The sequence below is a fragment of the Gluconacetobacter entanii genome (assembly GCF_013155425.1).
Lineage (GTDB): Bacteria > Pseudomonadota > Alphaproteobacteria > Acetobacterales > Acetobacteraceae > Novacetimonas > Novacetimonas entanii.
The window spans coordinates 1-23,598 of record NZ_JABJWD010000044.1 but is presented as its reverse complement, the minus strand read 5'-3'; the positions used below and the strand labels follow the sequence as shown (position 1 = coordinate 23,598).

The window sequence follows — 23,598 nt, the reverse complement described above, 5'->3', positions numbered from 1 at the left end:
CGAAACATGTGCCATGTCGTGCGGCGTAATGACATGTCCCGGTGGGGCTGACGGAGTTTATGCGAGAGTACGGGTTGCGATGAAACACTGGCGCATTGAGCAGATGGACTGGGACGGATTTGATCCGTCACGGGTAAATCCGGAGATCATCCCCCTCGTCAAGGCCGCGTCGGTGGTGGAGCGCAACGGTGTCGATTACGCCGCGTATCTCAAGAACGTGTTTGCGGATGACCCCGATTTCCGACAGGCGGCCGACCGCTGGGCGCATGAGGAAGTGCAGCATGGCGATGCGCTGGGCCGGTGGGCGATGCTGGCGGATCCGTCATGGAACTACATGGATGCGTTCGAACGGTACCGGAAATCCTACCGGCTGGACCTTGATGTCGATACCTCCATCCGGGGGTCGCGCACGGGGGAACTGATCGCGCGCTGCATGGTGGAGACCGGGACGTCCTCGTTCTATACCGCGCTGGCCGATGCGACGGATGAGCCTGTGCTCAAGGCGGTGTGCAAGCAGATCGCCGCCGACGAATACCGCCATTTCAAGCTGTTCTATGACCACATGCACCGTTACCTGGAGCGTGAGAAGCTTGGCGTGTGGCAGCGCGCGCGCATCGCACTCGGCCGTGTGGGCGAAAGCGAGGACGACGAACTCGCCTCCGCCTACCACACCACGAACGACGCGCCGGGGCAGCCCTATGACCACCGGCGCTGCATCGCGGCGTACATGTCGCGCGCGCTCAAGGTCTATCAGCCCCGCCATACCAACCGGGTGACGGGCATGATCCTCAAGACGATAGGATGGACACCGCATGGCAGGCTTCATGCGGTGATTGCACGCGCATTCTATTACCTTTTGAAATTTCAGCAGAAAAGATTTGCCCGCATGACGGTGGCGACCTGAGGCGCATGGCACGCGGAGACGGAGAAGGCATGACGGTAAGATACTGGCGCACGATGGCGGGTCCGGCGGCAGGCACGGCGGTCGCGGGCAGGTTCCCGCGGCTCGTGCTTGGTGCGGTCCTGTCCGTTGCGGTCCCGGTGATGGGCACGATCCCGCAGGCCCACGCCGACGCGCCCGATGCGTCCGTCGCCCCCACCCCCACGGCGGCCACCGGCCCTGCGGCGCAGCCCGCATCGACGGCGCCGGCAACGGTCCCGGCGACCGCAACACCTGCCCCGGCAGCCCCAGCAGTCCCGGCCACATCCGTCGCCACGCCGCAGCCCACCGCGGCGCCGCCCCTGCCTGCGCCCGTAGTACCGACCGGCCCCCTGCCAAGCGGCGGCCCCGACGCCCCGGAACTGGGCGAGGAGGCACGCGCGGTCCGCCTGCAGGCGGCGCAGATCGGGCTGCGCGCCTTTACCGCGCCCGATTTCCATCCCGGCAAGGTGCGCCATATCGTGCTGATGCGCTTCCTGCCGACCATTACCGACGCCCAGCGCGCGGAGGTGGTGCGCAGGTTCATGGCGCTGGGCCAGGTGTCGCGCCGTGACAACGGCCAGCAGGTCATAGCCAGCATCGAAACCGGCGTGCAGATGAGCGGCGAGGGCGTGGACCAGGGCTTTGAGCAGGGCTTCATCGTGACCTTCAATTCCGAAGGCGACCGCAATTACTACGTCGGGAAGCCGGTGGTCAGCGATCCCGCCTATTTCGACCCCGCGCATGAAGCGTTCAAGAAATTTGCCGCACCCTATATCATCGGGGTGCTGGTGTTCGATTACGCGCTGCCTTCGCGTCAGGTGCAGCATACGCGCCGTGCCGCGGTCACGCGCCCCGGCATGACGCAGCAGCAGGGATGAAGACGACCCCCCCGCCCATGACGCGGGCAGGGGGATGGACATATCGGGTTTCGGGAGTGTCGCGCTTGTGTCGATCATGTGCGCCTGTCAGGAACGCACCCGCCAGAATGGAGAATTCTCATGACATCGGTCACGCTTGGACACCTGGACGAAACACTGCACGAGGCCACGGCCGCCGCCGTTGCGCGCGTGCTCGAAGCCTATGAACTGGAAATCGAATATGTCCCCGGCACGCATGAGGCGCTGATGGCGCACATGCGCAATGGTGATATCGACCTGTTCGTATCCGCATGGCTGCCGGATGTGGATGCGGCCTACCTCGACCCCGCGCTGGGGATGGAGCCGCTGGGCGACCTGTATCGGCCGGAATTCGGCTGGTACCTGCCCACTTCCGCCGCCACGGGCCTGACCTCGATCGCCGAACTCGCCGCCGATGGCCATGACGTGAACCGTGAGATCGTGACCGCGCAGTCCGTGCTGGACCGGGTGCGCCACGGGGTTGCGGCCTACAACCTGACGGAACATGGCTTCACCATCGCCGCCCGCCCCGATGAGGACGTGGTGGAATATGCCGACCAGGCGATCAGGACCGGCGATCCGGCGATCATCGCGCTGTGGCAGCCGAACTTCCTGCATTATGGCAGCACCAACCTGACGCCGCTGGCTGATCCCAAGGGGGCGCTGGGCACGGCGCAGACGGCGCGCATGCTGGTGCGTCGCGCCGTCAGGCCGGAACTCGACAGTGACATGCTCGACGAACTCGATGAACTGACGCTGGGCAACAAGGTGGTCAGCGCGCTTGACCATGCCATGCGCGTGGAAGGCATGAGCGCCGACGCCGCTGCCGAGGCATGGCAGCGCGGCAAGCTTCTGCCGCGCTGAGGCCCGGCCATGGACGCGACCGGCGGCGGTGATGCGCGCGATGGGGGGCTTGCGGCACAGTACGAGGCCTATCCCTATCCCGAGCGTGACCCGCGTGAGGAAAAGCGGCGGCTGCTGATCGGCAGCCCCAGCCACCTGCGTGAAATCGACTACTGGGTGTTCGGCGCGACCCGTCCGCGTTCGCGGCCACTGCGCGCGCTGGTCGCGGGATGCGGCACGGGGGACGGGGCCATCATGCTGGCCACCCACATGTCGCGTGAGGCGCGTCCCGGCGAGGTCGTGTGCGTCGATCGGTCGGAACATGCCCTGCGCATCGCGCGCGAACGGGCACAGGCGCGGGGGCTGGAAAACATCCGCTTCGTGCCGGGGGACCTGACGCGGCTGGATGCGCTTGACCTCGGGGCGTTCGATTACATCGACTGCTGCGGCGTGCTGCACCACCTGCCGGACCCCGATGCGGTGCTGTCTACGCTTACGGGGATGCTGGCGCCGGGTGGGGGCATGGGGCTTATGGTCTATGCGCCCTATGGCCGGACGGGTGTGTACATGGTGCAGGACGCGCTGGCGCGGCTTGCCCCGCTGGAGGAGGCGCCGGCACGCAGGCTGGATGTGGCGCGGCGTGTCATGCGCCACCTGCCGGCCACCGCATGGCTGCGGCAGAACACCAATTTTGGCGATCACCTGACGGGCGGGGATGCGGGGCTGTATGACCTGCTGCTCAACCCGCGTGACCGGGCCTATGACGTGACGGCGCTGTTCGGCCTGCTGGACCGTGCGGGGCTGTCGGTTGCGTGCCTGATGGAACCGCTGCGCTACGACCCGGCGCTCCTGCTGGCGGACCCGCGCCTGCGTGCGCGCCTGCGCGACATGCCCGAACGCGACCGCGCCGCCGTGGCGGAGGACCTGGCGGGCAACATGGCGACGCATGTGGCCTATGTCACCCGTGCCGATAGCCCGGTGTCACGCGCGGACCCGATGGCCATGGATTCCGTGCCGGTGATGCGGGAAATTCCCGGCGTCGAACTGGCGAAGCAGATCGGGCCGGACGACCGGCTGCCCTTTGCGTTCGGCACGCTGGTGGTGCCCGTCGCGGTGCCGCCGCAGACACGCGGCCTGCTGCCGCTGATCGATGGGGAGCGCACGGTGGGCGACCTTGCCGCCATCATGGAGACGCGGGGCATTCCCGCCGCGCGGTTTGCCACGATCTGGCGCACGATGTTTGCCACCCTGTCCGGGCTGAACCGGGTGCTGCTGCGCGCACCGAAGTGACAGGCGATGGCGGTCGCCTGCCGATTGTCATCTTTGGCGCACGCGTCCGCCCGGACGGCACGCCGTCACGCACCCTGCGCCTGCGGGTGGAGGCGGCGGCGGCGTTTGCGCGCACATGTGAACATCCCCTGCTGATCCCCACGGGGGCCGCGCGTGACGGGCTGCCGTCGGAGGCCGCGGTCATGGCCACGATGCTGCGTGACCTTGGCATTGCCGGGGAAAATATCCTGCCCGAGGAGACGGCGCGCGATACGCTGGAGTCGGTGCGGGCCTGTTCGCGACTGCTGCATGCGATGGGGCATGACGGGCCGGTGGCCGTGGCCACGAGCGCCTATCACCTGCCGCGCTGCATGGCGCTGATGGCGCTTGCCGGCTGGCGGGTCATGCGGGTGCCGCCCCCGCCGCATCCGGCCGCGCGCTCGGTGTCCCGGCGGTGGTTCTGGCGCCTGCGTGAGGGCGCGGCCCTGCCGTGGGATGTGCTGCTGATGCTGGCGCAGGGCAGGCGCGGGGCGTCATCGCGCGATTGACAGAGGGTGCGTCGTGCCGCCATCACCGCAGGGATTTTTTTGAACATTGAGCGGGACACGACAGCCATGCCTGTGCAAGCCTTTATTTTCCCCGGCCAGGGAAGCCAGTCCGTCGGGATGGGACGCGACCTTGCCGAAGCGTTCGCCCCTGCGCGCGAAGTCTTCCAGGAAGTTGACGACGCGCTGGGCCAGCACCTGTCGAAGCTGATGTTCGAAGGCCCGATCGAGGACCTGACCCGCACGGAAAACACACAGCCCGCGCTGATGGCCGTCTCGCTCGCCGTGCTGCGCGTGCTGGAGCGTGAGGGCGGGGTGAACCTGCGCACGGAGGTCGCGCTGGTGGCGGGGCACTCCTTGGGGGAATATTCGGCGCTGGCGGCAGTGGGGTCGTTCGGCCTGACGCAGACGGCGCGCCTGCTGCGCCTGCGCGGGCAGGCGATGCAGAAGGCCGTGCCCGTGGGCCGCGGCGGCATGGCGGCGCTGATTGGCGTGGATCTGGAACAGGCGCGCGCCATCTGCGAGGAAGCAGCGGTCGTGAAGGAAGAAGGCCAGCCGGACCGGCGCGAGATCATCGAGATCGCCAATGACAATGGCGGCGGGCAGGTGGTCGTGGCGGGCGAGATGCCGGCCATCGAACGTGCGATCGCCATTGCGAAGGCACGCAAGGTCAAGCGCGCGCTGGCGCTGCCGGTGTCCGCGCCTTTCCATTGCTCCATGATGGAACCCGCGGCGCAGGCCATGCGTGAAGCCCTGGCGCATGAGGAAATCCGCACCCCCGTCATCCCGGTCGTCGCCAACGTGACGGCGGCGAAGGTGACGGACCCCGCCACCATCCGCGACCTGCTGGTGCGGCAGGTCACGGGCACCGTGCGCTGGCGTGAAAGCGTGGAGGCGATGGTGGCGATGGGTGTGGACAGTTTCACCGAAATCGGGGCGGGGAAGGTTCTCTCCGGTCTCGTGCGGCGCATCAACGGCGACGTGGCGACGCGTTCGGTCGGCACCCCCGCCGATGTCGAGGCGTTCCTGGCGGCGCGCTGAGGCGACACCAGTTGCGGCAGTCCCGCAGGCGGCGGGACCGCCATCCCAAGTAGCAAGGAAAATGGCTGTTAGATGTTCAGGCTTGATGGAAAGGTGGCGCTGGTAACCGGGGCGTCGGGTGGAATCGGCAGTGCGATCGCACGCGCGCTGCATGGGCAGGGGGCGTGTGTCGTCCTGTCCGGCACGCGTGAGCAGGTCCTGCGCGATGTCGCGGCGTCCATCGCGCGCGACGCGGGCACGGATGAGGGACGGCTGCATGTCTGCACCGCCGACCTGTCGGACGCGGCGGCGGCGGACGCCCTTGTCGCCACGGCGGAGGAGAAGGCGGGCGCCCCGCTCGACATCCTCGTCAACAATGCGGGGCTGACGCGCGACACGCTTGCGATTCGCATGAAGGACGAGGACTGGAACCGCGTCATGGACGTGGACCTGTCGGCACCGTTCCGCCTGTCGCGCGCGACGCTCAAGGGGATGCTGCGCCGCCGCAGCGGGCGCATCATCAACATCGCCTCCGTCGTGGGCGTGACGGGCAATGCGGGGCAGGTGAACTACTCCGCCGCAAAGGCCGGCATGATTGGCATGAGCAAGTCCATGGCGCAGGAAGCCGGCGCGCGTGGCGTGACCGTCAATGTCGTCGCACCCGGTTTCATCCAGACGGCGATGACCGATGTCCTGCCCGATGCGCAGAAGGAAAAGCTGGTTTCCGCGATTCCTCTGGGCCGGATGGGCCAGCCCGACGACGTCGCGTCCGCGGTAGTCTACCTCGCCTCCGCGCAGGCGGCATGGGTGACGGGGGCCACGCTGCACGTCAATGGCGGCATGGCGATGCCCTGAGGCGGGGGAGGAGAGAATTTCGCTGGACAGCAGGGCCGAAGTGGCAAAAAAGAGAGGGTGAACGGGGCGGCGCATCGCGACATGATGCGCCGCAGGCACAAGGAAATGCGATCATCGCCTTGGCGTGGACACGCAAACCGTGCTAATCGCCCGCAGCTTCGTCCGAAGCGGGCCGGACGCTTTTTCTCGCGTTTCCGGTTTGCGGGACGTTACCAGGACGAATGAGTTTCGAACCGCCCGTTTCTTCAGGGGCAGACAGGAAGCAGAGACAGATGAGCGAAATTGCCGATAAGGTTAAGAAGATCGTTGTCGAACACCTCGGTGTTGACGAAAGCAAGGTGACGCCGGACGCCTCTTTCATCGACGATCTCGGGGCCGACAGCCTGGACACCGTTGAACTGGTGATGGCGTTCGAGGAAGCCTTCAGCGTCGAGATCCCCGAAGATGCGGCGGAAAAGATCACGACCGTCAAGGACGCGATCGACTACATCGAGAAGCAGAAGGCCGCCTGAGCTGCGTTTGCAGCTTTTGAGGCTTGAGTAAAGAAACAGTCAGGTATTGTCAGATTCAGGGAGCAGGTCGGGTTGATACAGTCTGCCGGATTGGCGTCGAAACAGCGACGCGTTGTTGTGACCGGTATGGGCATCGTCAGTCCGCTCGGGCTGGGGATTGAACATAACTGGTCACGTCTGGTGGCGGGGGAAAACGGCTTTGGCCGCATTTCCGCGTTCGATCCGTCAGGATTGCCAGCGCAGGTCGCAGGCGAAGTCCCGGCCGGGCCCACCGAAGAAAACTGCCTGACTCTTTCCGACTGGGTTCCTGTCAAGGACCAGAAGAAGATGGACCGTTTCATCCATCTCGGACTGGTGGCAGCAACCGAAGCGGTCGAGGATTCCGGCTGGAAGCCCGAGACCGAGGAAGAACGCTGCCGCACCGGTGTCATGATCGGCGCCGGGATCGGTGGTCTTCAGACGATTTACGAGGCATCGGTCACGGTCAAGGAAGGTCGCGCGCGGCGCCTGTCGCCCTTCTTCATTCCTTCCGCGCTGATCAACCTTGTTTCGGGGCATGTCTCCATCAAATACGGGTTCAAGGGGCCGAACCATTCCGTCGTGACGGCCTGCGCCACCGGCGTGCATGCCATTGGCGATGCCTCGCGCATGATCATGCTGGGCGATGCCGACGTCATGGTGGCCGGCGGGGCTGAGGCTGCGGTGTGCGAACTCGGCATTGCCGGGTTCTGTTCCGCCAAGGCCCTGTCCACCCATTTCAACGATACGCCGGCCAAGGCGTCGCGCCCGTGGGACCGGGACCGTGACGGCTTTGTCATGGGCGAGGGTGCGGGCATCGTCGTTCTGGAAGAATACGAACACGCCAAGGCGCGTGGTGCGAAAATCTATGCCGAGGTCGTGGGTTACGGGATGTCGGGCGACGCCCATCACATCACGGCCCCCGCCGCGGGCCATGACGGTGCCTTCCGCGCCATGCAGGGTGCGTTGCGCAGCGCGGGCATGACGCCGGCCGACATCCAGTACGTCAATGCGCATGGCACCTCCACCATGGCCGATGACCTGGAGCTTGAGGCGGTTGAACGGCTGTTCGGTGATGACGGGCGCAAGCTTGCGATGTCGTCCACCAAGTCGGCGATCGGGCACCTGCTGGGTGCCGCGGGCGCGGTGGAGGCGATCTACTCCATCCTTGCGATTCGCGATAATGTCGCGCCGCCGACGCTCAACCTCGACAACCCCTCGCGGGAGAGCGTGATCGACCGTGTCGCGCATGAGGCGCAGGCACGTCGCATCGACACCATCCTGTCCAACAGCTTCGGCTTTGGCGGCACAAACGCCAGCATCATCCTGCGTGGTGTCTGAACACAGGGGCTGAGACCTCCCGGTAACGGGGGGATGATACGAAAGGGGTGGCGTGCGTAGGGTTCTGGCCGGACTGGGTATCGTTTTTCTTGTTCTGGTTCTGTCGGGGCTGGCGGGTATTGGTTTCGGGATGTGGGTGTTCACCCGTCCCGGCCCGTTGCCGGACGCACGTGTGGTCGTGGTGGCCAAGGGAGGGGAAGGCAGCGCCTATGCCTCGCTCCGGGCGGCCGGTGTCTTTCCCGATGATGCATGGACCCATCCCGTCTTTCGTATTGCGGTGCGCCTGACCCGTCCTGACGGGGCGCTTCATGCCGCTGAACTGACCTTTCCCGCACATGCGTCCATGCAGCAGATCCTTTTCGTGCTGCGTCATGGCAGGCCGGTCATCCATCGCCTGACCATTCCGGAGGGGCGTTCGGCGCTGCAGATCGCGGCGTTGCTGGCAGATGCGCCCGCGCTGGACGGGACGTTTACGTCCCCGACGGAGGGCAGCGTGATGCCCCTGACCTATGATTATGAATGGGGAATGTCGCGTGCGGCGCTGCTGGAGCGCATGCAGCGCGCCATGGCCCGTGCGCTGTCCCATGCATGGGACGGGCGGGTGCCTGATCCCGCCATTGCAGATCCGCAGGCGCTGCTGGTCCTTGCCTCCATGATCGAGCGTGAAACCGCCGTGGCGGAGGAACGGCCGATGGTGGCGCGTGTCTTCCTCAACCGCCTGCATCAGGGAATGCGGCTGCAGTCGGACCCGACGGTGGTTTATGGCATCAATCAGGGGGCCGGACCGCTGGGGCATGCGCTGTCACATACGGACCTGACTACGTCCACGCCCTATAATACCTATGTCATACCGGGCCTGCCGCCCGGCCCGATCTGCTCCCCCGGTGCGGCGTCGCTGGAGGCGGCGGCCCATCCGGCGGATGGGGACATGCTGTATTTCGTGGCCAATGGCCATGGCGGCCATGATTTCGCCAGCAGTCTGGGCGATCACAACCGGCATGTCAGCGCATTCAGGCAGCACCAGACATCAGCCCCCAAATAGAACTGCCCGTTAACGAAAATCATTCAGAAGTTTTTTTTGGGGAAGCTTTTTCAACAAGCTTCGAAGGACGCCGCCTTCCTGGAAAAAGGCGGCTCCCGGAAACTTTTGGTAATTTCCCTTACTGGCTGGGCAGGTCCTGGCTGTGGACCTGTCCGGCCTGCGCAGGCTGGACAACGGGTTGGTTGCTGGATGTCGTGGTGCTCGTGCCACCGGTGGGAACATTGGCCTGCGCCGCTGTCAGGACCTCGGTCAGTGCGCTGCGCAGGGGATCGGCCCCCGGATTGTTGACACGCATGGAAATCACGATGTCTTCCGGCCCGACGATCTGGTTGTAATAGGCGCGGTTGGCCGGACTGTTGACCTTCAGCTTCGATCCGCCCAGGGCGGCGCCTGCGAACATGCCCTTTGATTTCTGCACGCCCATGATGTCGGTGTTATGCGATCCTGCCGTCCCGCTTTCGATTCCCGAACCGGAGGAGGCAAAGGACGTCCCGGCATCCGCCCCGAACTTGAACTGACTGTCGAGCAGCGACTGCACGCCATTGTCGGTCATGACGAACATCATGATCTCGGCGTCCTGCATGCCCAGTTGCAGGCCGAAATTGGCGGTGGTGATGGTATAGAACGCCGGGTCCGACCATGAACCGCGCGCATCGCGCGTCAGCAGGACACATCCGCCGCTGCCGCCGCCAAAGGCGATGGACATGCGAAAGACGGACGGGCACACGATCACGCCGCGCGCCTGCGCAAGGTAGCGCGTGATCTTGCTGGTGGACTTCGCCCCGGAAAAGATGTCCCGCACCGCAAGCGTGGCCCTGTCGACAAGGTTCTGTTCCTTTTCCATGGTCGCGGTGGCGGCCATGACGGCATTGCAGGGCAGCGCAAGCAGGGCTGCGGCCATGAGACTTTTGACGAAGAAACCGTTACGCACGCCTTGTGCTCCCTTTCGATCGTGCCGGACCGCGGCATGAGCGGGCCTGTCCCGCCGGGGGACATGACCCGTTTTCATGGCCGAATGATGGCTGGTTACGTCAATGCGCGACGTCCATCAATCCATTGATACGCCAACTGCGCGTGACAGTGCATCGGCAATATTGGGCGCGGCGGCAAGGATGGTCGCATCCCCGTCCAGCCCGCCATCCCGCAGGAAGGGGGAAACACGCGCCCCCGCTTCCTCCAGCAGGACGAGGGCTGCGGCGACATCCCACAGGTTGATGCTCATTTCCAGATAGCCATCCTGCCGCCCGCAGGCGACTTCGGCCAGCGCGATGGCGCCGGACCCGCCCGAACGCGGCATCGCCCCAAGGCCGAGGATGGCGTCGATCTTCTGCTGGAACACACCGGGTCCGACGCGGTTGCTCCACCCCATCTCGATCAGGGAGGTTGCCGGGTCGGACACGGGGGAGGCATGGATCGGCTGCCCGTTGAGGAACGCGCCATGCCCGCGCACGGCGGTATAGGTTTCCCGCAGGGCCGGGGCCTCGATAATGCCTGCGACCGGGGTGTCCCCATCCATCAGCCCAAGCGAGATGCACCACCGGTTGCGCCCGCGCGCGTAGTTGGAGGTCCCGTCGATCGGATCGACCACCCAGCGCAGGCTGCCGGTGCGGGTGCGTCCTTCCTCCTCGCCCTGGAACCCGTCCTCGGGGAACAGCTCGCCAATCCGCTGGGAGATCAGGGCCTCCACCGCGCCGTCCGTTTCCGTCAGCCAGTCCTGGGCGGCCTTCTGCGTGGCCTGCGGGCCGCCGGGGGCGGGGCGCATCTTCATCGCCAGGGCGGCGGCGTCGCGCACGACCGAACGGGCGGCCTCGAAACGGCAGAGGATGGGATTGGACATGGTGTTTCCTTTTTCTACAGGGGCGCTGGGGCCGGTCATTCAGAACGTAACGCCGTGCGCAGCACTGTGGCCAGCGCGGGATCTTCCATCCGGTTCAGTCGCTGCGCCGCCAGCATGGCGAAACGGTGGGTCACGCTGCGTCGCCGGGCGGGGGCCAGCTTGTGCATCGGGGCGGGGCGGATGATGGCCGCATCGGCGATCGCAGGCCCGTATCCCGACGCCGCAGCCACATCCACCACCATCACGCCCACATCGTCAGGCAGGACCGTCTGCGGGAAGGAATGGGGCACCGCGAAATAGAACGCATCACACCATGGACGGTATTGCGGCCATTTCAGGTCACTGCGGAAATCGGGCAGCCCGGACTTGATCTCAATACAGGTCAGGCGCCCGGCGAGACACAGCGCCATGATATCCGCGCGCCGCCCGTTGGGCAGGGGCATTTCATGCAGCACGGCCCAGTCATGCTGCGCGCACAGACATGCAACCGCGCGCCGGATCACGGGTTGTATGTCGGCGGTCGGCAGGTCCGGTTGGGGGGAGCGCATGGGAAGATCTGATGGCACGTTTCACACCGTGGGTCACAGGGTGTATTGCGGCTCTGCCCTATGCGGGAGGGGCCTCACGCCCGATCAGGCGCGTGACCAGGTCGAGATCGGCGGGCTTGTCCACGTCCACGGCGGCGCATCCGTCATCAATGGGGATCAGGCTGACGCGCGCACCCGTCAGTTGGCCAATGCGCGCGCACACGTCCGTGCGTGTCAGGCGGCGCAGGACGAATCGCAGCAGGATGCCCAAGCCCAGCAGGCGCGCCATGCGCAGCGGATGCTTGCGGTCATTTTCCAGCCGCTGCCACAGTTTCAGCACCGACATCGCGGCGGGCGTGCGCAGGAAAAACAGGTTGCAGCCCGAAAATGCACCATCGGCCAGACGGATCATCGTGCGTTTCGTATCGGGCACGTCGCGCATGATGGCCGACTCAAGCGCGATTCCCGCCGACATGTCACAGTTCGCGCGCGTGGAATCGGCGATGAAACCATTGATCCATTCGGGGCGCAGCAGGGCATGGTCCGCCGTCGTGACCAGCAGTGGCGCACCAAGGACGCCAAGCGCGTTCATGACACTGGCGCTCGGGCCCGCGGCCTCGGGGAGGAACGTGACCGACGGGGGGACCGCGTCGCGCACGGCGTCGGGGCTGTCGATACAGATCACGATCCGCCTGACGCCCGGCACCTGCATCAGGGCATCACAGACCCGCGTGATCATCGGGCGGCCACAGACCGGCAGGATGGCCTTGTGCGAAATGCCGGCCGCCTGCGCCATGGGGTCGCGCACGCCACGGCGACTCCCCGCAAGGATGAGGACATTCAGCCCCGCATCGGTGCTCATGCGGCGTTCCGGTTCGGATTCGCGCCATCGGGACGGTCGCGCGGCGGCGAACCCGTCAGGTCCATGACCCATGGGTAGCGCTTCGCCTCGTCCTGGTCATAGCCGAGGTTGAAGACGCTGGGGCTGCGCGTGCAGCTTTTGGCATCGACGTAATAGCTGCGGAACAGACGGTCGGCGATGAAGCTGGTGATGCCGTAATTGCCGTTTTCATTGTGGAAGTGATGCAGCACGTGACGCTGCTTCATGCGCTGGATCCACGCCATCTTCGGCTTGTAGTTAAGATGCTGGATACAGTGGAAGAATTCATAAATGCAGGTGATCGTCAGGCCCGCGCCAAAGGCCGCCGCCGCCCCGGCCGCCTGCCCGATGGCAAAGCCGATGGGAATGGTGACGATTGCGATGGTCGGAATGGTATTGAGCGGCGATCCGAACAGGACGTCGAGCAGGTGCGGATCCTGATGATGGTCGAAATGGATGCGCTTCCACAGGGCCGATGTCCATTTCAGGCGATAGAGGAACCGCCCGTGCAGGATGAAGCGGTGAATCGCGTACCATACCAGCGGATAGACGAAGACAACCGACACGATGCTGATGACGACCGGCAGCCATGACACGAATGTGTGGATCATGATGCCGAAGCTGCACAGTGCCAGTGCGAAATAAAGCAGGATGGTCGGATAGGTGAGATAGGCAATCCACAGTTGACGAAGATTCATCTTTCCCAGGTCGAAGCTGCGCCCCGTCCGGATCGATGTGTTCTTCAGGGTACTGGTAATCATCGTTCTTCTATCCTCAATAGCACTGTCACAACGCCGAGAATGAAAATTACGATCCCGACAAAAACCGCCACCACGGAGGGGAGCGTACCGGCATTGCCAAGAGCCCGCAACAGCCCCTGAAACACGACAAACACCAGACCTGCACCCAGGCACCAGACAGGCAGCCAACTGCGTGTCCCGGCCCGGGGAGGGATATAAACCACAGGAATAGCCAATAACAGCATAACCGTAAATGTCAGGGGTAACATGATACGACCCAGTATTTCGGTCATGAAAAATGCCGGGGACTGGCTGGACGGGAACTCATTACGCAGGACACGCAGCATCGTCGAGATCGAGAGCGGCGTATTTTCCGAAAGCTGCAGCAGCACATCGGGCGTCAGCGCCTGCGGCCAGTCGAGCACGAGGCGCGTTTCATCAGTATTGTCGGCCTGTTCCACCCGGGTGGGGCTGAGCACCGTCAGGCTGTGGTCGGGCACCCCGCCCCAGCGGTTGATGAAATAGCGGACCGTCGGCAGGTGGATGACCTTCTGCAGGCTGCCGTCATCCTCGCGGCGATAGACGGTCACGTCATGCAGTTCCCGCCCGCCATGCGCCACGCCGCCGATATTGACCAGCGTCATGCCGGTGCGGAACCAGACATCGCGGGAGACCCCATTGGGGGAGGGATTGGTGCTGTTCCACCACCGTGCCTGCGCGATCTCGCTACGTGGGACAAGCTGGTCATCGACAGCGACACAGAGCAGCCCAAGCCCCAGCACGGCCGGCATGAACAGGCGGAACAGGCCCGGCGTCGAAAGGCCCGCCGCACGCAGGATGGAAATCTCGTTCGAACTTGTAAGCTGCACCAGCGTGATCAGCGCCCCGATCAGCACCGCAAGCGGCATGGCGTTGCCAAACAGCAGCGGCAGGCGGATCACGGCGTAATACAGCACCCCCGACAGGCCGAGATGGCGACTCATGATCTCCGTGACCTGCTCCAGCAGGGCCAGAACCTCCATCAGCGCAATGATGACGGCGGCGGTGGCAAAGACCTTGGAGAGGAGTTCGCGCGTCAGGTATCCCACCAGGACGCTGCCGCCCGGCAGCAGGGTGCGCCGTGCCCAGCCGATCATGGGCGTGCATCCTGGATGCGGCGCGGCAGGCCGTCGGGCGACAGTTCACGCTGGCTGGAGGGATGTTCGGGCATCATCAGGATGCGCAGGCCCCCACAGCGCCAGACCAGCGCCCAGACGCAGCCTGTGCCGAAAACCAGCGTCGGCAGCCAGATTACCAGCAGCGGCGACATGTGCACGTTCGCCACAAGGCTGAGACCCATCTGCAGCGTATGGTCGAACCCCACCAGCGCAATGGCCGCAACAGGCAGGCCGATGCTGCGCTTCTGCCGCTTCGCCATGACCGCCAGCGCACAGGCCAGCAGGGGGATGAACGGGATCGCCGCCGTGCGCGCAAGGCGGAAATGCAGTTCCGCGACCAGATAGGAATGCTTGATCCCGTCAATGCCGTGGCGGATGCCGCGATACAGTTCGGGCAGCGTCAGTTCACGTTCCGTCTGCCCGCGCGTGCGGTAGGCCTTCAGCTTGTCGAGTTGCCCGTGGGGGGAAAACAGTTCCGTCGTATGGTCGAAATGGATCACGCTCGGGCTTTTGTCATGCCGGTCGGTGATGATGGTGCCGTCAACCAGGTCGAGGCGGATCTTCTCGTCATTGTTGGGGATATACAGGTATCCCTTGCGCGCGGTGATGTAGCGCGTCAGGTCATGGTTGCTGTTGTCGCGGATGAAGACCTTGAACATCCGTGATCCCGCGTCATCCACCTTTTCCGCCGTCAGCATCAGGTCGTGCGAGGGGGCCGCGAACATGTGCGATTGCAGGTGCGGGGCCCATCCACTATGACTGGCGAAATACAGTGCCGAGCGGTAATTGTAGCGGGCATAAGGCTGTATGAACCCATAAAGCGAGAAGCTGAGCACGCCGAGGATGGCCCCCACGACGATGAAGGGCCGCGCGATGCGGAACATGGATACGCCACTGGCCATCAGGGCGTCGATCTCGTGGTTCTGGCTCATCCGCCGGATGACCGAAAACACGCTGACGCACATGGCCGCCGGCAGCGCCAGCCCGAGATAGTGGGGCACAAGGTCCGTCAGCAGCGACACGAAGGTCTTCATCGAGCTGCCATTGGATGCCAGCAGGTTGAACAGTGCCAGAAGCCGTTCCAGCAGCAGCGCCGCCATCACTACGCCCAGTGAGATGGAAAATGGCGGGATGACCTGCTGCAGCAGGTAATGATCCAGCGTTCCGGGCATCAGTCCCCGGAGACCACGGCGCATGGACGGAGGAAGGTTCATCGAGGCGTGCTTATACCCGAATGCGTCGGGGATGAAGCGGCCGTGGTGAAAATAATCGGTGGCGTGGCGACGGCCCTGCCATCGGGCAGCATGATCCTGCGTGTGATTTCCGTGCGGTATCCCCCATCAAGGGGGGAGATATGCACCAGGTTCCATGATGCCGCGCGCGCCGGGTCTGACGATTGCGCGGATGCGGACGCCACGCCCGCGACGGGCACCGGGCCACCGGGCGCGGGCAGGGTCGCAAGGGTGGAGACATGGGTATGCCCATGCAGGACCAGTTCCGCCCCATGCCGTGCGATGCAGGCGGCAAACCTGTCCGCATCGCGCAGGGACTTGCGCCGCGGTGTCAGGCGGGCCAGGGGCGGGTGGTGGATCATGACCACACGGCACAGCCCCTGCCGGCCGGTTTCCTCCAGCACATCCGCAAGCCGTGCGGCCTGGCGCGCGCCAATATCGCCATATGCCTGGAAACAGGGGGTGGGATGGGCGGAATTGATGCCGATCAGGGCAACAGGCCCCACCCGGCGGACAAAGGGAAAGGGCAGGGGACCCATCCACGGAGCCCACCTGCCGATGGTCTGGTGCCAGTCGTGGCTGACGAGTGCATCGTGGTTGCCGGGGACCACCGTGACCGGCATCGGCAGTTCCGACAGCCAGCGTGCCGCCTGCGCGCATTCATCGGGCAGGCCAAGGTTGGTCAGGTCCCCCGTCAGCGCCAGCATGTCAACATCATGGGCCGCAATGTCCGCCATCACGCGCCGCAGGACGTCCGTACGGTGTATCAGTCGCCGGCGCTGCCATGACAGGTAACTCAGGGCGCGTTTATTCAGCAGGTCACGCGCCCGGATGCGCAGGGTGTCGAGTGTCAGATGCAGATCGGAGGCATGTGCAATGAGAATATCGGTCAAAAGGCACTTTCCCCCGGATGCATCTGGATGCGCCAGACGGCTTGTCTGCTGGCTTCGTCATGTATGGATCACACCATCCCGACGGGCCATATGTCGAGATAAGCGGGTTTTCCTAGCTTGCAATAAGAGGCAGATGGTTGCTTATGACCCGTACGTCAAATTTCTAAACGATTGGGACCGTCCGTGACACCACGCTTCGTCATTATCCATAATCCGCGCAGTCGGCGGAATCGAAGCGGGAACGAACAATACAGCATGATGGCGCGGCGGTTGCTGGGGGATGATTTCCTGACCCCCAAGGCACCTGACGAACTGGTGCGCGCCGTGGCCGACCTTGCGCGGCGCAATGTGCAGTGCATCGTGGTGGATGGCGGCGACGGTACGCTGAGTGACGTGCTGAGCGCGGTGCATCGTCATTACAGCCCGGACAACCTGCCCGCGATCGCGATCCTGCCTTCGGGGAATACGAACCTGATCGCGGGGGATGTGGGATTCGGGCTGCGCGGGATGGAGGCGCTGTCACGGCTCAACCGCCTTGCGGCGGGTGGCGACATGCGGCGCAACATCCGCCGCCGCCGTGGCCTTGTCGTCAGTTGGAGCGATCCGCAACGTTCCCCCGTCGTCGGCATGTTCCATGGCGGGGCCGCCTTCCGGCGGGGTATCGAACTGGCGCACCAGCCTGCGATTCTCGATCGGTATTCGCATGAAATGGCGGTGATCATGACGTTGTGCTCCTCCATCGCGCATCTGCTGTCGCGGCGTTTCCGGCAGGAATGGATGCAGGGCGACAGGGTCGCGCTTACGGTGGAGGATGCGCCACGGCGCGCCGGGTCATGTTTCCTGTTCCTTGCGACGACCCTGCAGAAACTGCCGCATGGCGTGTGGCCGTTCTGGCAGGGGCACGATTCGCATGACGATGGCATCTGGTACCTCGACGTGGCGGGGATGCCGCCACGCCTGACGGGGGCGGTGCTGTCACTGCTGCGCGGGCGTGTGCCCGCATGGCTGCGGCGCAATGCGGCCTATGACAGTGGCTGCGCCCGGCGCATCCGGCTGGAGATGAAGGAGGATTTCGTGCTCGATGGCGAAGTGCTGGATTCCGGTCCCGATGGTGTGACCTACCTGTCGGTCACGCCGCCCATCGATTTCATCCAGGCGTGAGGGAGAAGATGGCCCCGCACCCGCTGAACCCTGTCCCCGATGCCAGTGCGGCAGGCGGGATCGCGCACCTGCTGGTCTCCGAACTGGTTCAGCCTGTGCCTCCTGCCGTCACGTCCTTTGTCGCGGACATGGTCGGTCCGTCGCGCCCGCTCGGGGTGCTGTTCTATGGCTCCGCCCTGCGGCAGCCGGACCTGGATGGGGTGCTGGATTTCTACATCATCGTCGAACGCCTGCCGGACTGGCCCGCAGGTGGCTGGGCGCGCACGGCCAACAGGCTGCTGCCCCCCAACGTTGAATATCACGAACGCCACGTGGACGGACGGATGGTGCGCGCGAAGGTCGCGATCCTGACGTTGGAGCAGTTCCGCCACATGACCGGCCGCAGGACGCTGGACACCACGATATGGGCACGCTTCTGCCAGCCCGTGCGCCTGGTCTGGGTGCGTGATGCGCAGGCGGCCGACGCCATCCTTGGCTGCCTGATCCGTGCGGTGGCGATGGCCGCGCGCTGGGCCATGGCGCTGGGGCCCCGGCAGGGCACGGCCGATGAATTCTGGAACGCGCTGTTTTCAAACACCTATGGCGCGGAACTGCGGGTCGAGAGCAGCCGCAAGCGTCCGCGTGCCATCGTGCAGGGGCACGAGGCGCGTTACCGTGCGCTGCTGGCTGCGGCATGGCGGGCCGACGGGCTGCCTTTCGTGGAGCATGGGGACGTGCTGGAACCGACGGTCGATGCCGCATGGCGCAAGGACATGCGCGATGGCTGGTGGCTGCGCCGCAGGATGGGGCAGCCGCTGAATATCGCCCGCCTGACCAAGGGCGCATTCACCTTCGCCGGGGGCGCGCGCTATATCGCATGGAAGATCAAGCGCCATTCCGGCATTGACCTGCCGCTGTCGCCCTTTGCCGAACGTCACCCGCTGATCTGCCTGCCGCGCCTGTTATGGTCGCTGCGGCAGGCAGGGTATTTCAGGCGGAAACAGGGGCGCGATTGATGCCGAGTTCGCCTGCAACCGCAGCGAACACACTGACGGCCTGATCCACCTGCGCCGGCGTGTGCGTCGCCATGACGGAGGTGCGCAGCAGCGGGTGCTGGTCCGGTGTTGCGGGCGGCAGGCTGAGATTGACATAAACGCCAAGGTCGAGCAGCCGGTTCCAGAAGGCGACGGCCTGTTCCACATCATCAAGGATGACGGAGACGACCGGACTGGCCTGCGGCCCGGTGCGCAGGCCGGCAGCGTTCAGCCCGGCATGCAGGCGACGGGCGTTGTCCATCAACTGGTGGCGCAGTTCGGGCCGGTTTTCCAGTTCGTCCAGCGCCGCCATGGTGGCCGCGATGACTTCCGGTGGCAGGGACGCGGTGAACATGTAGGGACGTGAACACAGCCGGATCAGGTTCAGCCCGTCATGGTTGGAAACGCAGTAGCCACCAACCGTCCCAAGGCTCTTGGAGAAGGTGCCGACAACGAAATCGATGTCGTCTTCCACCCCGTCGGCCTCGGCCACGCCGCGCCCGTGCTCGCCCATGACGCCCACGGAATGGGCCTCGTCCGCCAGCAGCCATGCGCCGGTTTCGCGCTTGACCTGCGCGAATTCCGCCATCGGCACGACGTCGCCCATCATGGAATAGATCCCCTCCACCACGATCAGCTTCGCGCCGGGGGTGCCATCAAGGCGCCGCAGACGCTTGCGCAGGTCGTCGGCGTCGTTGTGGCGGAAACGGATGACCTGCGCATGGCCCAGGCGGCTGCCGTCATAGATGCTGGCATGGCTGTCGGCATCGAGCAGCAGGTAGTCGTCCTTGCCCGCCAGCGCGGAAATCGTGCCAAGGTTGGCCTGATACCCCGTGGAGAACACCATGCAGTGGCGACGGCGGAAAAATGCCGCCAGCCGGGCTTCAAGCTGCCGGTGCAGGCCCTGCGTGCCGTTGGCGATGCGCGAACCGGTCGTGCCGACGCCATATTTGCGCGCGGCCTCCACGGCGGCCTCGATCGCGGCGGGCGACTGGCTGAGGCCAAGGTAGTTGTTGGTGCCAAACAGAAGGGTCTCGCGCCCTTCGATCAGCCCGACCGTCGAGGAAATCGGCCGTTCGATCACCACGTCGAACGGGTTGCGCCCACCTTCGGCAGTCACGGCGGAAAGCGAACGTGACAGCCCCTCATATTTCGAAAAAATGGACATGCCGGTCAGGACGCCTGCTTGAGGGAGACGATGCAGGCGGCAAGATCGTCGATCGTGCGGATATCCGCCAGCCGGTCGAGGGGGACGGAGACGTCAAGCTTGTCCTCGATCTCCATGACGAAGTTCATGACGGCCAGTGAATCGAACGCCAGATCCTCGACGATCTTGCTGCCGCCATTGATGTCACGGGGAACCTTGGGGTTCGCCAGCAGTGTCTGCACAATGATGGCCGAGACGTCCGCTACCGTTTCACTCATTATTACATCCTTATGGCATGACCCTGCCGGATATCACCGAAAAGGGGGTCAGCGTGTCGTTGCCAGAGTCCGGGGTTTTCCGGAACAGGGGGCGCGCCTGATGGTGTCCCCCCATGAAGGCCCCCCTTATGATTGAAAAACGGTATTTTGACCAGTGCCGCTTTAACCTGCCAGCAGTACATCCGTTCCCGGCGCATGACGGGAACGGACAGGGGGCCGGTGGGATCAGGCCACGGAAATGCTGGTATCGATCGGCTTGAACGCGCCCGACAGCAGCATCGCCTTCGCCCGGGCGCGCGTCAGCTTGCCCGAGGACGTCTGGGGCAGCGTGTGGGGGGGCACAAGGATGACCGACACATCAACCCCGTGCTGGCGCCGGAACAGGCTGGCGGTGTCGTTGCGCAGGGCCTCGCGCGCTTCGGGGGTGGTGGCGCGGCACTGGACCAGGGCCACGATCTTTTCCCCCTCGCTTTCATCGACGGAGAAGACCGCGACGTCACGGCTGCGCAGGGTGGCGATTTCCGTCTCCGCCGACCATTCAAGGTCCTGCGGCCAGATGTTGCGGCCATTGATGATGATCAGGTCCTTGGCGCGACCGGTGATGACCACCTGCCCATCGAGCATGTAGCCAAGGTCCCCCGTATTGAGCCACCCATCCGCATCGACCACCTTGGCGGTTTCCTGCGGCTGGCGGAAATAGCCCTGCATCAGGCTGGGGCCGCGCACGAAAATCGTCCCCAGTTGCCGGTCCTTCACGACCCTGCCTTCGCTGTCGCGGACCTCAAGCTCATGGCCGGGCAGGACTTCGCCGCAGATGACGAACGTGCGCAGCATCTGCGACGGATCATTGGAAGGCGAGGCGATGGCCTGCGTCTCGAGGATGCGCAGGTCGATCGTATCGGTCTGGATGCCAGAGCCAAGCGGCACGAAGCTGATGGCCAGCGTCGTTTCCGCCATGCCGTAGCTGGCGGTAAAGGCGTGGCTGTCAAAGCCGGAAGCGGCGAAGCGTTCGGCAAAGTCCTCAAGGATATGATAGCGGATCATGTCGCCACCAATCCCCGCGACCCGCCAGCACGACAGGTCGAGCGAGATGGACGTCGCCCGGCGCGCGCACAGTTCATATCCGAAGGACGGGCTGTAGGAAATCGTGCCACGGTTACGGCTGATCAGGTCCAGCCAGACATGCGGGCGGCGTGCGAATTCACGCGTCGGCAGCAGGTCCACACTCAACTGGCACGTCATGGGGGTGAGGAAGAATCCGACCAGTCCCATGTCATGATACAGCGGCAGCCACGAGACGCAGCGGTCGCCTTTTTCACGGACCTTCAGGCCGTTGAGGGCGATGGCATGCGCATTCGCCATGCCCGACCGCTGTGTCACCGCGATCCCCATGGGGAAGCGCGTGCTGCCGGAAGAAAACTGCAGGTAGGAAATGTCGTCCGGCCCGACTTCAGGCAGGTCGGTCACGGTAATCGGCGTGGCCAGCAGGTCTTCGGGGACACCGGCAAAGCGCAGGTCCAGCCCTTCGATCAGGTCATCTTTCCACGATGCGATGATGGAGGCGATGACCAGTGCCGAGGCATCCGCGCTTTTGACCATGCCGCGCAGGGTCGCCACATACCCCTCGCGCCCACCGAAGGCGACGGGCAGGGGAAGGGGGGCGGGAATCAGGCCGGCATACTGGCAGCCGAAGAAGATGCGCGCGAAATCCCCATCGCTTTCCGCGACGATCGCCACGCGCTCACCGGGTTGCAGCCCGAGCGACAGCAGGCGCTGTGCAACCTCGCGCGCCTGTTCGCGCAGGGTGCGGTAGGGCAGAGCCTCCAGCAGTTCACCCCGGCCCGAGTAGATATTGAAGCCACTTTCGCCTTCCGCGGCGTAATCGAGCGCCTGCAGGAACGTGTCGAAATCGCCGTAGCGTCGCGGCTGGCCAGAATCTGTAGGGGTCGGGAGACGTGTCATTTCCGGTAATGTGACTTCCACGGGCAGGACTTGGAATGAAGAAAACGCGGTCATCAATCATTTGACCTTAGAAAGTCAATGATTGAATTCGCGGCAGTTGCGGCGCTCGGCCCCGGCACGGCATGGCCGAACGTGTCATGTATATACGATTTCTGCCGGTCTAGGAATTGGGTCTGCATTGTAAATGCCCTGTCGATTTCATGGCCAAGATCCGCGACGGAATGGATCACGTTCCCCAGGGACCAGCTTGTGTAGTTCGGGTTGTCGCGCCAGTGGGTCGCATGCGCATCCAGGAACAGGCACGGACGCGGCGTGGTCAGGAATTCCGCGACCTGACTGCTGACGTCGCCCATATATAGGTCAGACCCCATGGTATAGGTCATGTCGATGCTCTTCTCGCTACCTGGATCAAACAACATATGTCCGCAGTTTCGGTACGGATGGAACAGCCGTTGTGCCTGGGTACGATGGCTGTCGAACAACCTGTAGTGCGGAGCGAAAACCAGATTGTATTTCTGCTGTCGCGCAAAATAATCGAGTATCTGAATGCCGAATTTTGGGAATGATGACAAGTGGCGGCTGAAATGCGGGTTATACAGGACGGTGGGGCGGTCATTCTGAAACAGTCTGTCGCGATGAATATTCATGCGCTGCACCAGATCGAATTTTGCATAAATTCCATTTTTATAATGGCCGGGACGCAGGCTGCCCTGTGCCATCAGGCGCTGCTCCACCTTGTGGCCAGCCATCAGGATATAGTCGAAGTGCCGGACATCCTTGGCAAAACCGACGGCCCGATCGCCCGCGCCATGCCGCGTCCAGACGAGTTTGGGCTCCCGCACGCCCATGCGGCGCAGATACAGGCTGGTGCGTTCGGGAACGACGATTGCCTGAAACTTTCGGAAATATTCTTTGTTTAAAAACAGGGCCAGTATCTTGTCTGCAGGTTGCGGACCGCGCCTGTCGATCAGCCGGCGGATGAAGGGCGGCAGTTTCAGCAGTTCGTATCGGACCCGTGCCTCTGGGTAAAAGCTGGCCAGATATTGCAGGTGCGCTTCGCGTTTTTCCGTCAGGCTTGCCAGATGGACTTCGACATCGGGGTGGCGGGCGGCCATTTCCATTGCGATGGGAAGGGAATGGAACTCCTGATGCGGATGTCCAATATAAGGGAAAATAACGCGCTGCACGTTCAATCCAGACCATTTGTGTCATTGCGATGCGGGATGCAAAGCCCCTTACGTATGAGGACAGGCCTGCACAAAGACAAGTTCCGGGTGTCCTGTCATTGATCATGTCCCAACATAAGGGCGCCGATTGACGGGCATGCTGTTGACGCGGACTGACGTGCTGGTGGCGTAAGCTGAAAGGGAGAGGGGGAGGCGTGAGCCTCCTCCTCTTTTTTTTGCTTTTTTTTCGTAGGATGGTGCCGGGAATGGGAGTTTTTGGTACGGGTTTGCCGGTTTTCCGCCGTTTTTTCGGGGTTTGCATAAGGCGTTGACAATGGGGGG

24 protein-coding genes are annotated in these 23,598 nt (G+C 64.2%); 12 read left to right on the top strand and 12 right to left on the bottom strand.

Annotated features, from left to right (window positions below; all coding sequences use genetic code 11):
* Window positions 1–79 precede the first annotated feature (79 nt).
* The 10 genes from HNH97_RS07955 (at window position 80) to mltG (ending at window position 9,263) form a co-directional block, all read left to right on the top strand.
* Window positions 80–904: an acyl-ACP desaturase gene (locus tag HNH97_RS07955; RefSeq protein WP_171790528.1), complete on the top strand. Its 825-nt coding sequence runs from the start codon at window positions 80–82 to the stop codon at window positions 902–904.
* Window positions 905–933: 29 nt separating this feature from the next.
* The gene (locus HNH97_RS07950; protein WP_244949361.1) at window positions 934–1,800 is read left to right on the top strand and encodes a Dabb family protein; all 867 of its coding nucleotides are present in this window, start codon (window positions 934–936) and stop codon (window positions 1,798–1,800) included.
* A 120-nt stretch (window positions 1,801–1,920) separates the two neighbouring features.
* Window positions 1,921–2,682: a glycine betaine ABC transporter substrate-binding protein gene (locus HNH97_RS07945; protein WP_171790527.1), complete on the top strand. Its 762-nt coding sequence runs from the start codon at window positions 1,921–1,923 to the stop codon at window positions 2,680–2,682.
* A 9-nt stretch (window positions 2,683–2,691) separates the two neighbouring features.
* Window positions 2,692–3,951 carry a class I SAM-dependent methyltransferase gene (locus tag HNH97_RS07940; RefSeq protein ID WP_171790526.1) on the top strand — a complete coding sequence of 420 codons (1,260 nt, stop codon included), beginning with the start codon at window positions 2,692–2,694 and terminating at the stop codon, window positions 3,949–3,951.
* Window positions 3,948–4,478: a YdcF family protein gene (locus HNH97_RS07935; RefSeq protein ID WP_171790525.1), complete on the top strand. Its 531-nt coding sequence runs from the start codon at window positions 3,948–3,950 to the stop codon at window positions 4,476–4,478. The genes HNH97_RS07940 and HNH97_RS07935 overlap by 4 nt, the downstream gene beginning before the upstream one ends.
* 117 nt (window positions 4,479–4,595) lie before the next feature.
* The gene (gene fabD / locus HNH97_RS07930) at window positions 4,596–5,516 is read left to right on the top strand and encodes an ACP S-malonyltransferase (RefSeq protein ID WP_244949367.1); all 921 of its coding nucleotides are present in this window, start codon (window positions 4,596–4,598) and stop codon (window positions 5,514–5,516) included.
* A 72-nt stretch (window positions 5,517–5,588) separates the two neighbouring features.
* Window positions 5,589–6,350 (top strand): 3-oxoacyl-[acyl-carrier-protein] reductase, encoded by a 762-nt coding sequence (fabG, locus tag HNH97_RS07925; RefSeq protein WP_171790523.1) that lies wholly within the window; start codon window positions 5,589–5,591, stop codon window positions 6,348–6,350.
* Window positions 6,351–6,622: 272 nt separating this feature from the next.
* Window positions 6,623–6,862 carry an acyl carrier protein gene (locus HNH97_RS07920; RefSeq protein ID WP_003618476.1) on the top strand — a complete coding sequence of 80 codons (240 nt, stop codon included), beginning with the start codon at window positions 6,623–6,625 and terminating at the stop codon, window positions 6,860–6,862.
* A 72-nt stretch (window positions 6,863–6,934) separates the two neighbouring features.
* The gene (fabF, locus tag HNH97_RS07915) at window positions 6,935–8,221 is read left to right on the top strand and encodes a beta-ketoacyl-ACP synthase II (RefSeq protein ID WP_110912803.1); all 1,287 of its coding nucleotides are present in this window, start codon (window positions 6,935–6,937) and stop codon (window positions 8,219–8,221) included.
* 52 nt (window positions 8,222–8,273) lie between these two features.
* Window positions 8,274–9,263 (top strand): endolytic transglycosylase MltG, encoded by a 990-nt coding sequence (gene mltG, locus HNH97_RS07910; protein WP_171790522.1) that lies wholly within the window; start codon window positions 8,274–8,276, stop codon window positions 9,261–9,263.
* A 118-nt stretch (window positions 9,264–9,381) separates the two neighbouring features.
* On the opposite strand, the gene HNH97_RS07905 is transcribed toward mltG, so the two are convergent.
* The 8 genes from HNH97_RS07905 to HNH97_RS07870 form a co-directional block, all read right to left on the bottom strand.
* Complete coding sequence (locus HNH97_RS07905) at window positions 9,382–10,194, bottom strand: lipid-binding SYLF domain-containing protein (protein ID WP_456305399.1); 813 nt, start codon at window positions 10,192–10,194, stop codon at window positions 9,382–9,384.
* 117 nt (window positions 10,195–10,311) lie between these two features.
* Window positions 10,312–11,100, bottom strand: a complete 789-nt coding sequence (locus HNH97_RS07900) for an inositol monophosphatase family protein (RefSeq protein WP_171790521.1) — start codon at window positions 11,098–11,100, stop codon at window positions 10,312–10,314.
* A gap of 35 nt (window positions 11,101–11,135) precedes the next feature.
* Window positions 11,136–11,666 carry an MmcB family DNA repair protein gene (locus tag HNH97_RS07895; RefSeq protein ID WP_320442950.1) on the bottom strand — a complete coding sequence of 177 codons (531 nt, stop codon included), beginning with the start codon at window positions 11,664–11,666 and terminating at the stop codon, window positions 11,136–11,138.
* Window positions 11,667–11,706: 40 nt separating this feature from the next.
* Entirely contained in the window at window positions 11,707–12,489 is a 783-nt protein-coding gene (locus tag HNH97_RS07890) for a nucleotidyltransferase family protein (RefSeq protein WP_110912799.1), read from the bottom strand.
* The gene (locus tag HNH97_RS07885; protein WP_171790520.1) at window positions 12,486–13,268 is read right to left on the bottom strand and encodes a sterol desaturase family protein; all 783 of its coding nucleotides are present in this window, start codon (window positions 13,266–13,268) and stop codon (window positions 12,486–12,488) included. Before HNH97_RS07885 ends, HNH97_RS07890 begins: the two co-directional genes overlap by 4 nt.
* On the bottom strand, window positions 13,265–14,383 hold the full coding sequence (locus HNH97_RS07880; RefSeq protein WP_171790519.1) for an LptF/LptG family permease: 1,119 nt from the start codon (window positions 14,381–14,383) through the stop codon (window positions 13,265–13,267). The genes HNH97_RS07885 and HNH97_RS07880 overlap by 4 nt, the downstream gene beginning before the upstream one ends.
* Window positions 14,380–15,618: an LptF/LptG family permease gene (locus tag HNH97_RS07875; protein ID WP_227744351.1), complete on the bottom strand. Its 1,239-nt coding sequence runs from the start codon at window positions 15,616–15,618 to the stop codon at window positions 14,380–14,382. The genes HNH97_RS07880 and HNH97_RS07875 overlap by 4 nt, the downstream gene beginning before the upstream one ends.
* Window positions 15,615–16,529, bottom strand: coding sequence for a metallophosphoesterase family protein (locus HNH97_RS07870; protein ID WP_171790518.1), 915 nt, complete (start codon window positions 16,527–16,529; stop codon window positions 15,615–15,617). The genes HNH97_RS07875 and HNH97_RS07870 overlap by 4 nt, the downstream gene beginning before the upstream one ends.
* A 183-nt stretch (window positions 16,530–16,712) precedes the next feature.
* Here HNH97_RS07870 and HNH97_RS07865 point away from each other — a divergent pair, with 183 nt between their 5' ends.
* The gene (locus HNH97_RS07865; protein WP_171790517.1) at window positions 16,713–17,690 is read left to right on the top strand and encodes a diacylglycerol/lipid kinase family protein; all 978 of its coding nucleotides are present in this window, start codon (window positions 16,713–16,715) and stop codon (window positions 17,688–17,690) included.
* Window positions 17,691–17,698: 8 nt separating this feature from the next.
* Window positions 17,699–18,685 carry a hypothetical protein gene (locus HNH97_RS07860; RefSeq protein ID WP_171790516.1) on the top strand — a complete coding sequence of 329 codons (987 nt, stop codon included), beginning with the start codon at window positions 17,699–17,701 and terminating at the stop codon, window positions 18,683–18,685.
* Here the strand turns inward: HNH97_RS07860 and spt are convergent.
* From spt to HNH97_RS07840, 4 genes are all read right to left on the bottom strand, one after another.
* Window positions 18,660–19,871: a serine palmitoyltransferase gene (spt, locus tag HNH97_RS07855; RefSeq protein ID WP_171790515.1), complete on the bottom strand. Its 1,212-nt coding sequence runs from the start codon at window positions 19,869–19,871 to the stop codon at window positions 18,660–18,662. The genes HNH97_RS07860 and spt overlap by 26 nt on opposite strands.
* A 5-nt stretch (window positions 19,872–19,876) precedes the next feature.
* Complete coding sequence (locus HNH97_RS07850) at window positions 19,877–20,128, bottom strand: acyl carrier protein (protein ID WP_003618505.1); 252 nt, start codon at window positions 20,126–20,128, stop codon at window positions 19,877–19,879.
* Window positions 20,129–20,353: 225 nt separating this feature from the next.
* The gene (locus HNH97_RS07845; RefSeq protein ID WP_171790514.1) at window positions 20,354–22,090 is read right to left on the bottom strand and encodes a fatty acyl-AMP ligase; all 1,737 of its coding nucleotides are present in this window, start codon (window positions 22,088–22,090) and stop codon (window positions 20,354–20,356) included.
* A gap of 53 nt (window positions 22,091–22,143) precedes the next feature.
* Entirely contained in the window at window positions 22,144–23,277 is a 1,134-nt protein-coding gene (locus HNH97_RS07840) for a sensor domain-containing protein (protein ID WP_110912892.1), read from the bottom strand.
* Window positions 23,278–23,598 lie beyond the last annotated feature (321 nt).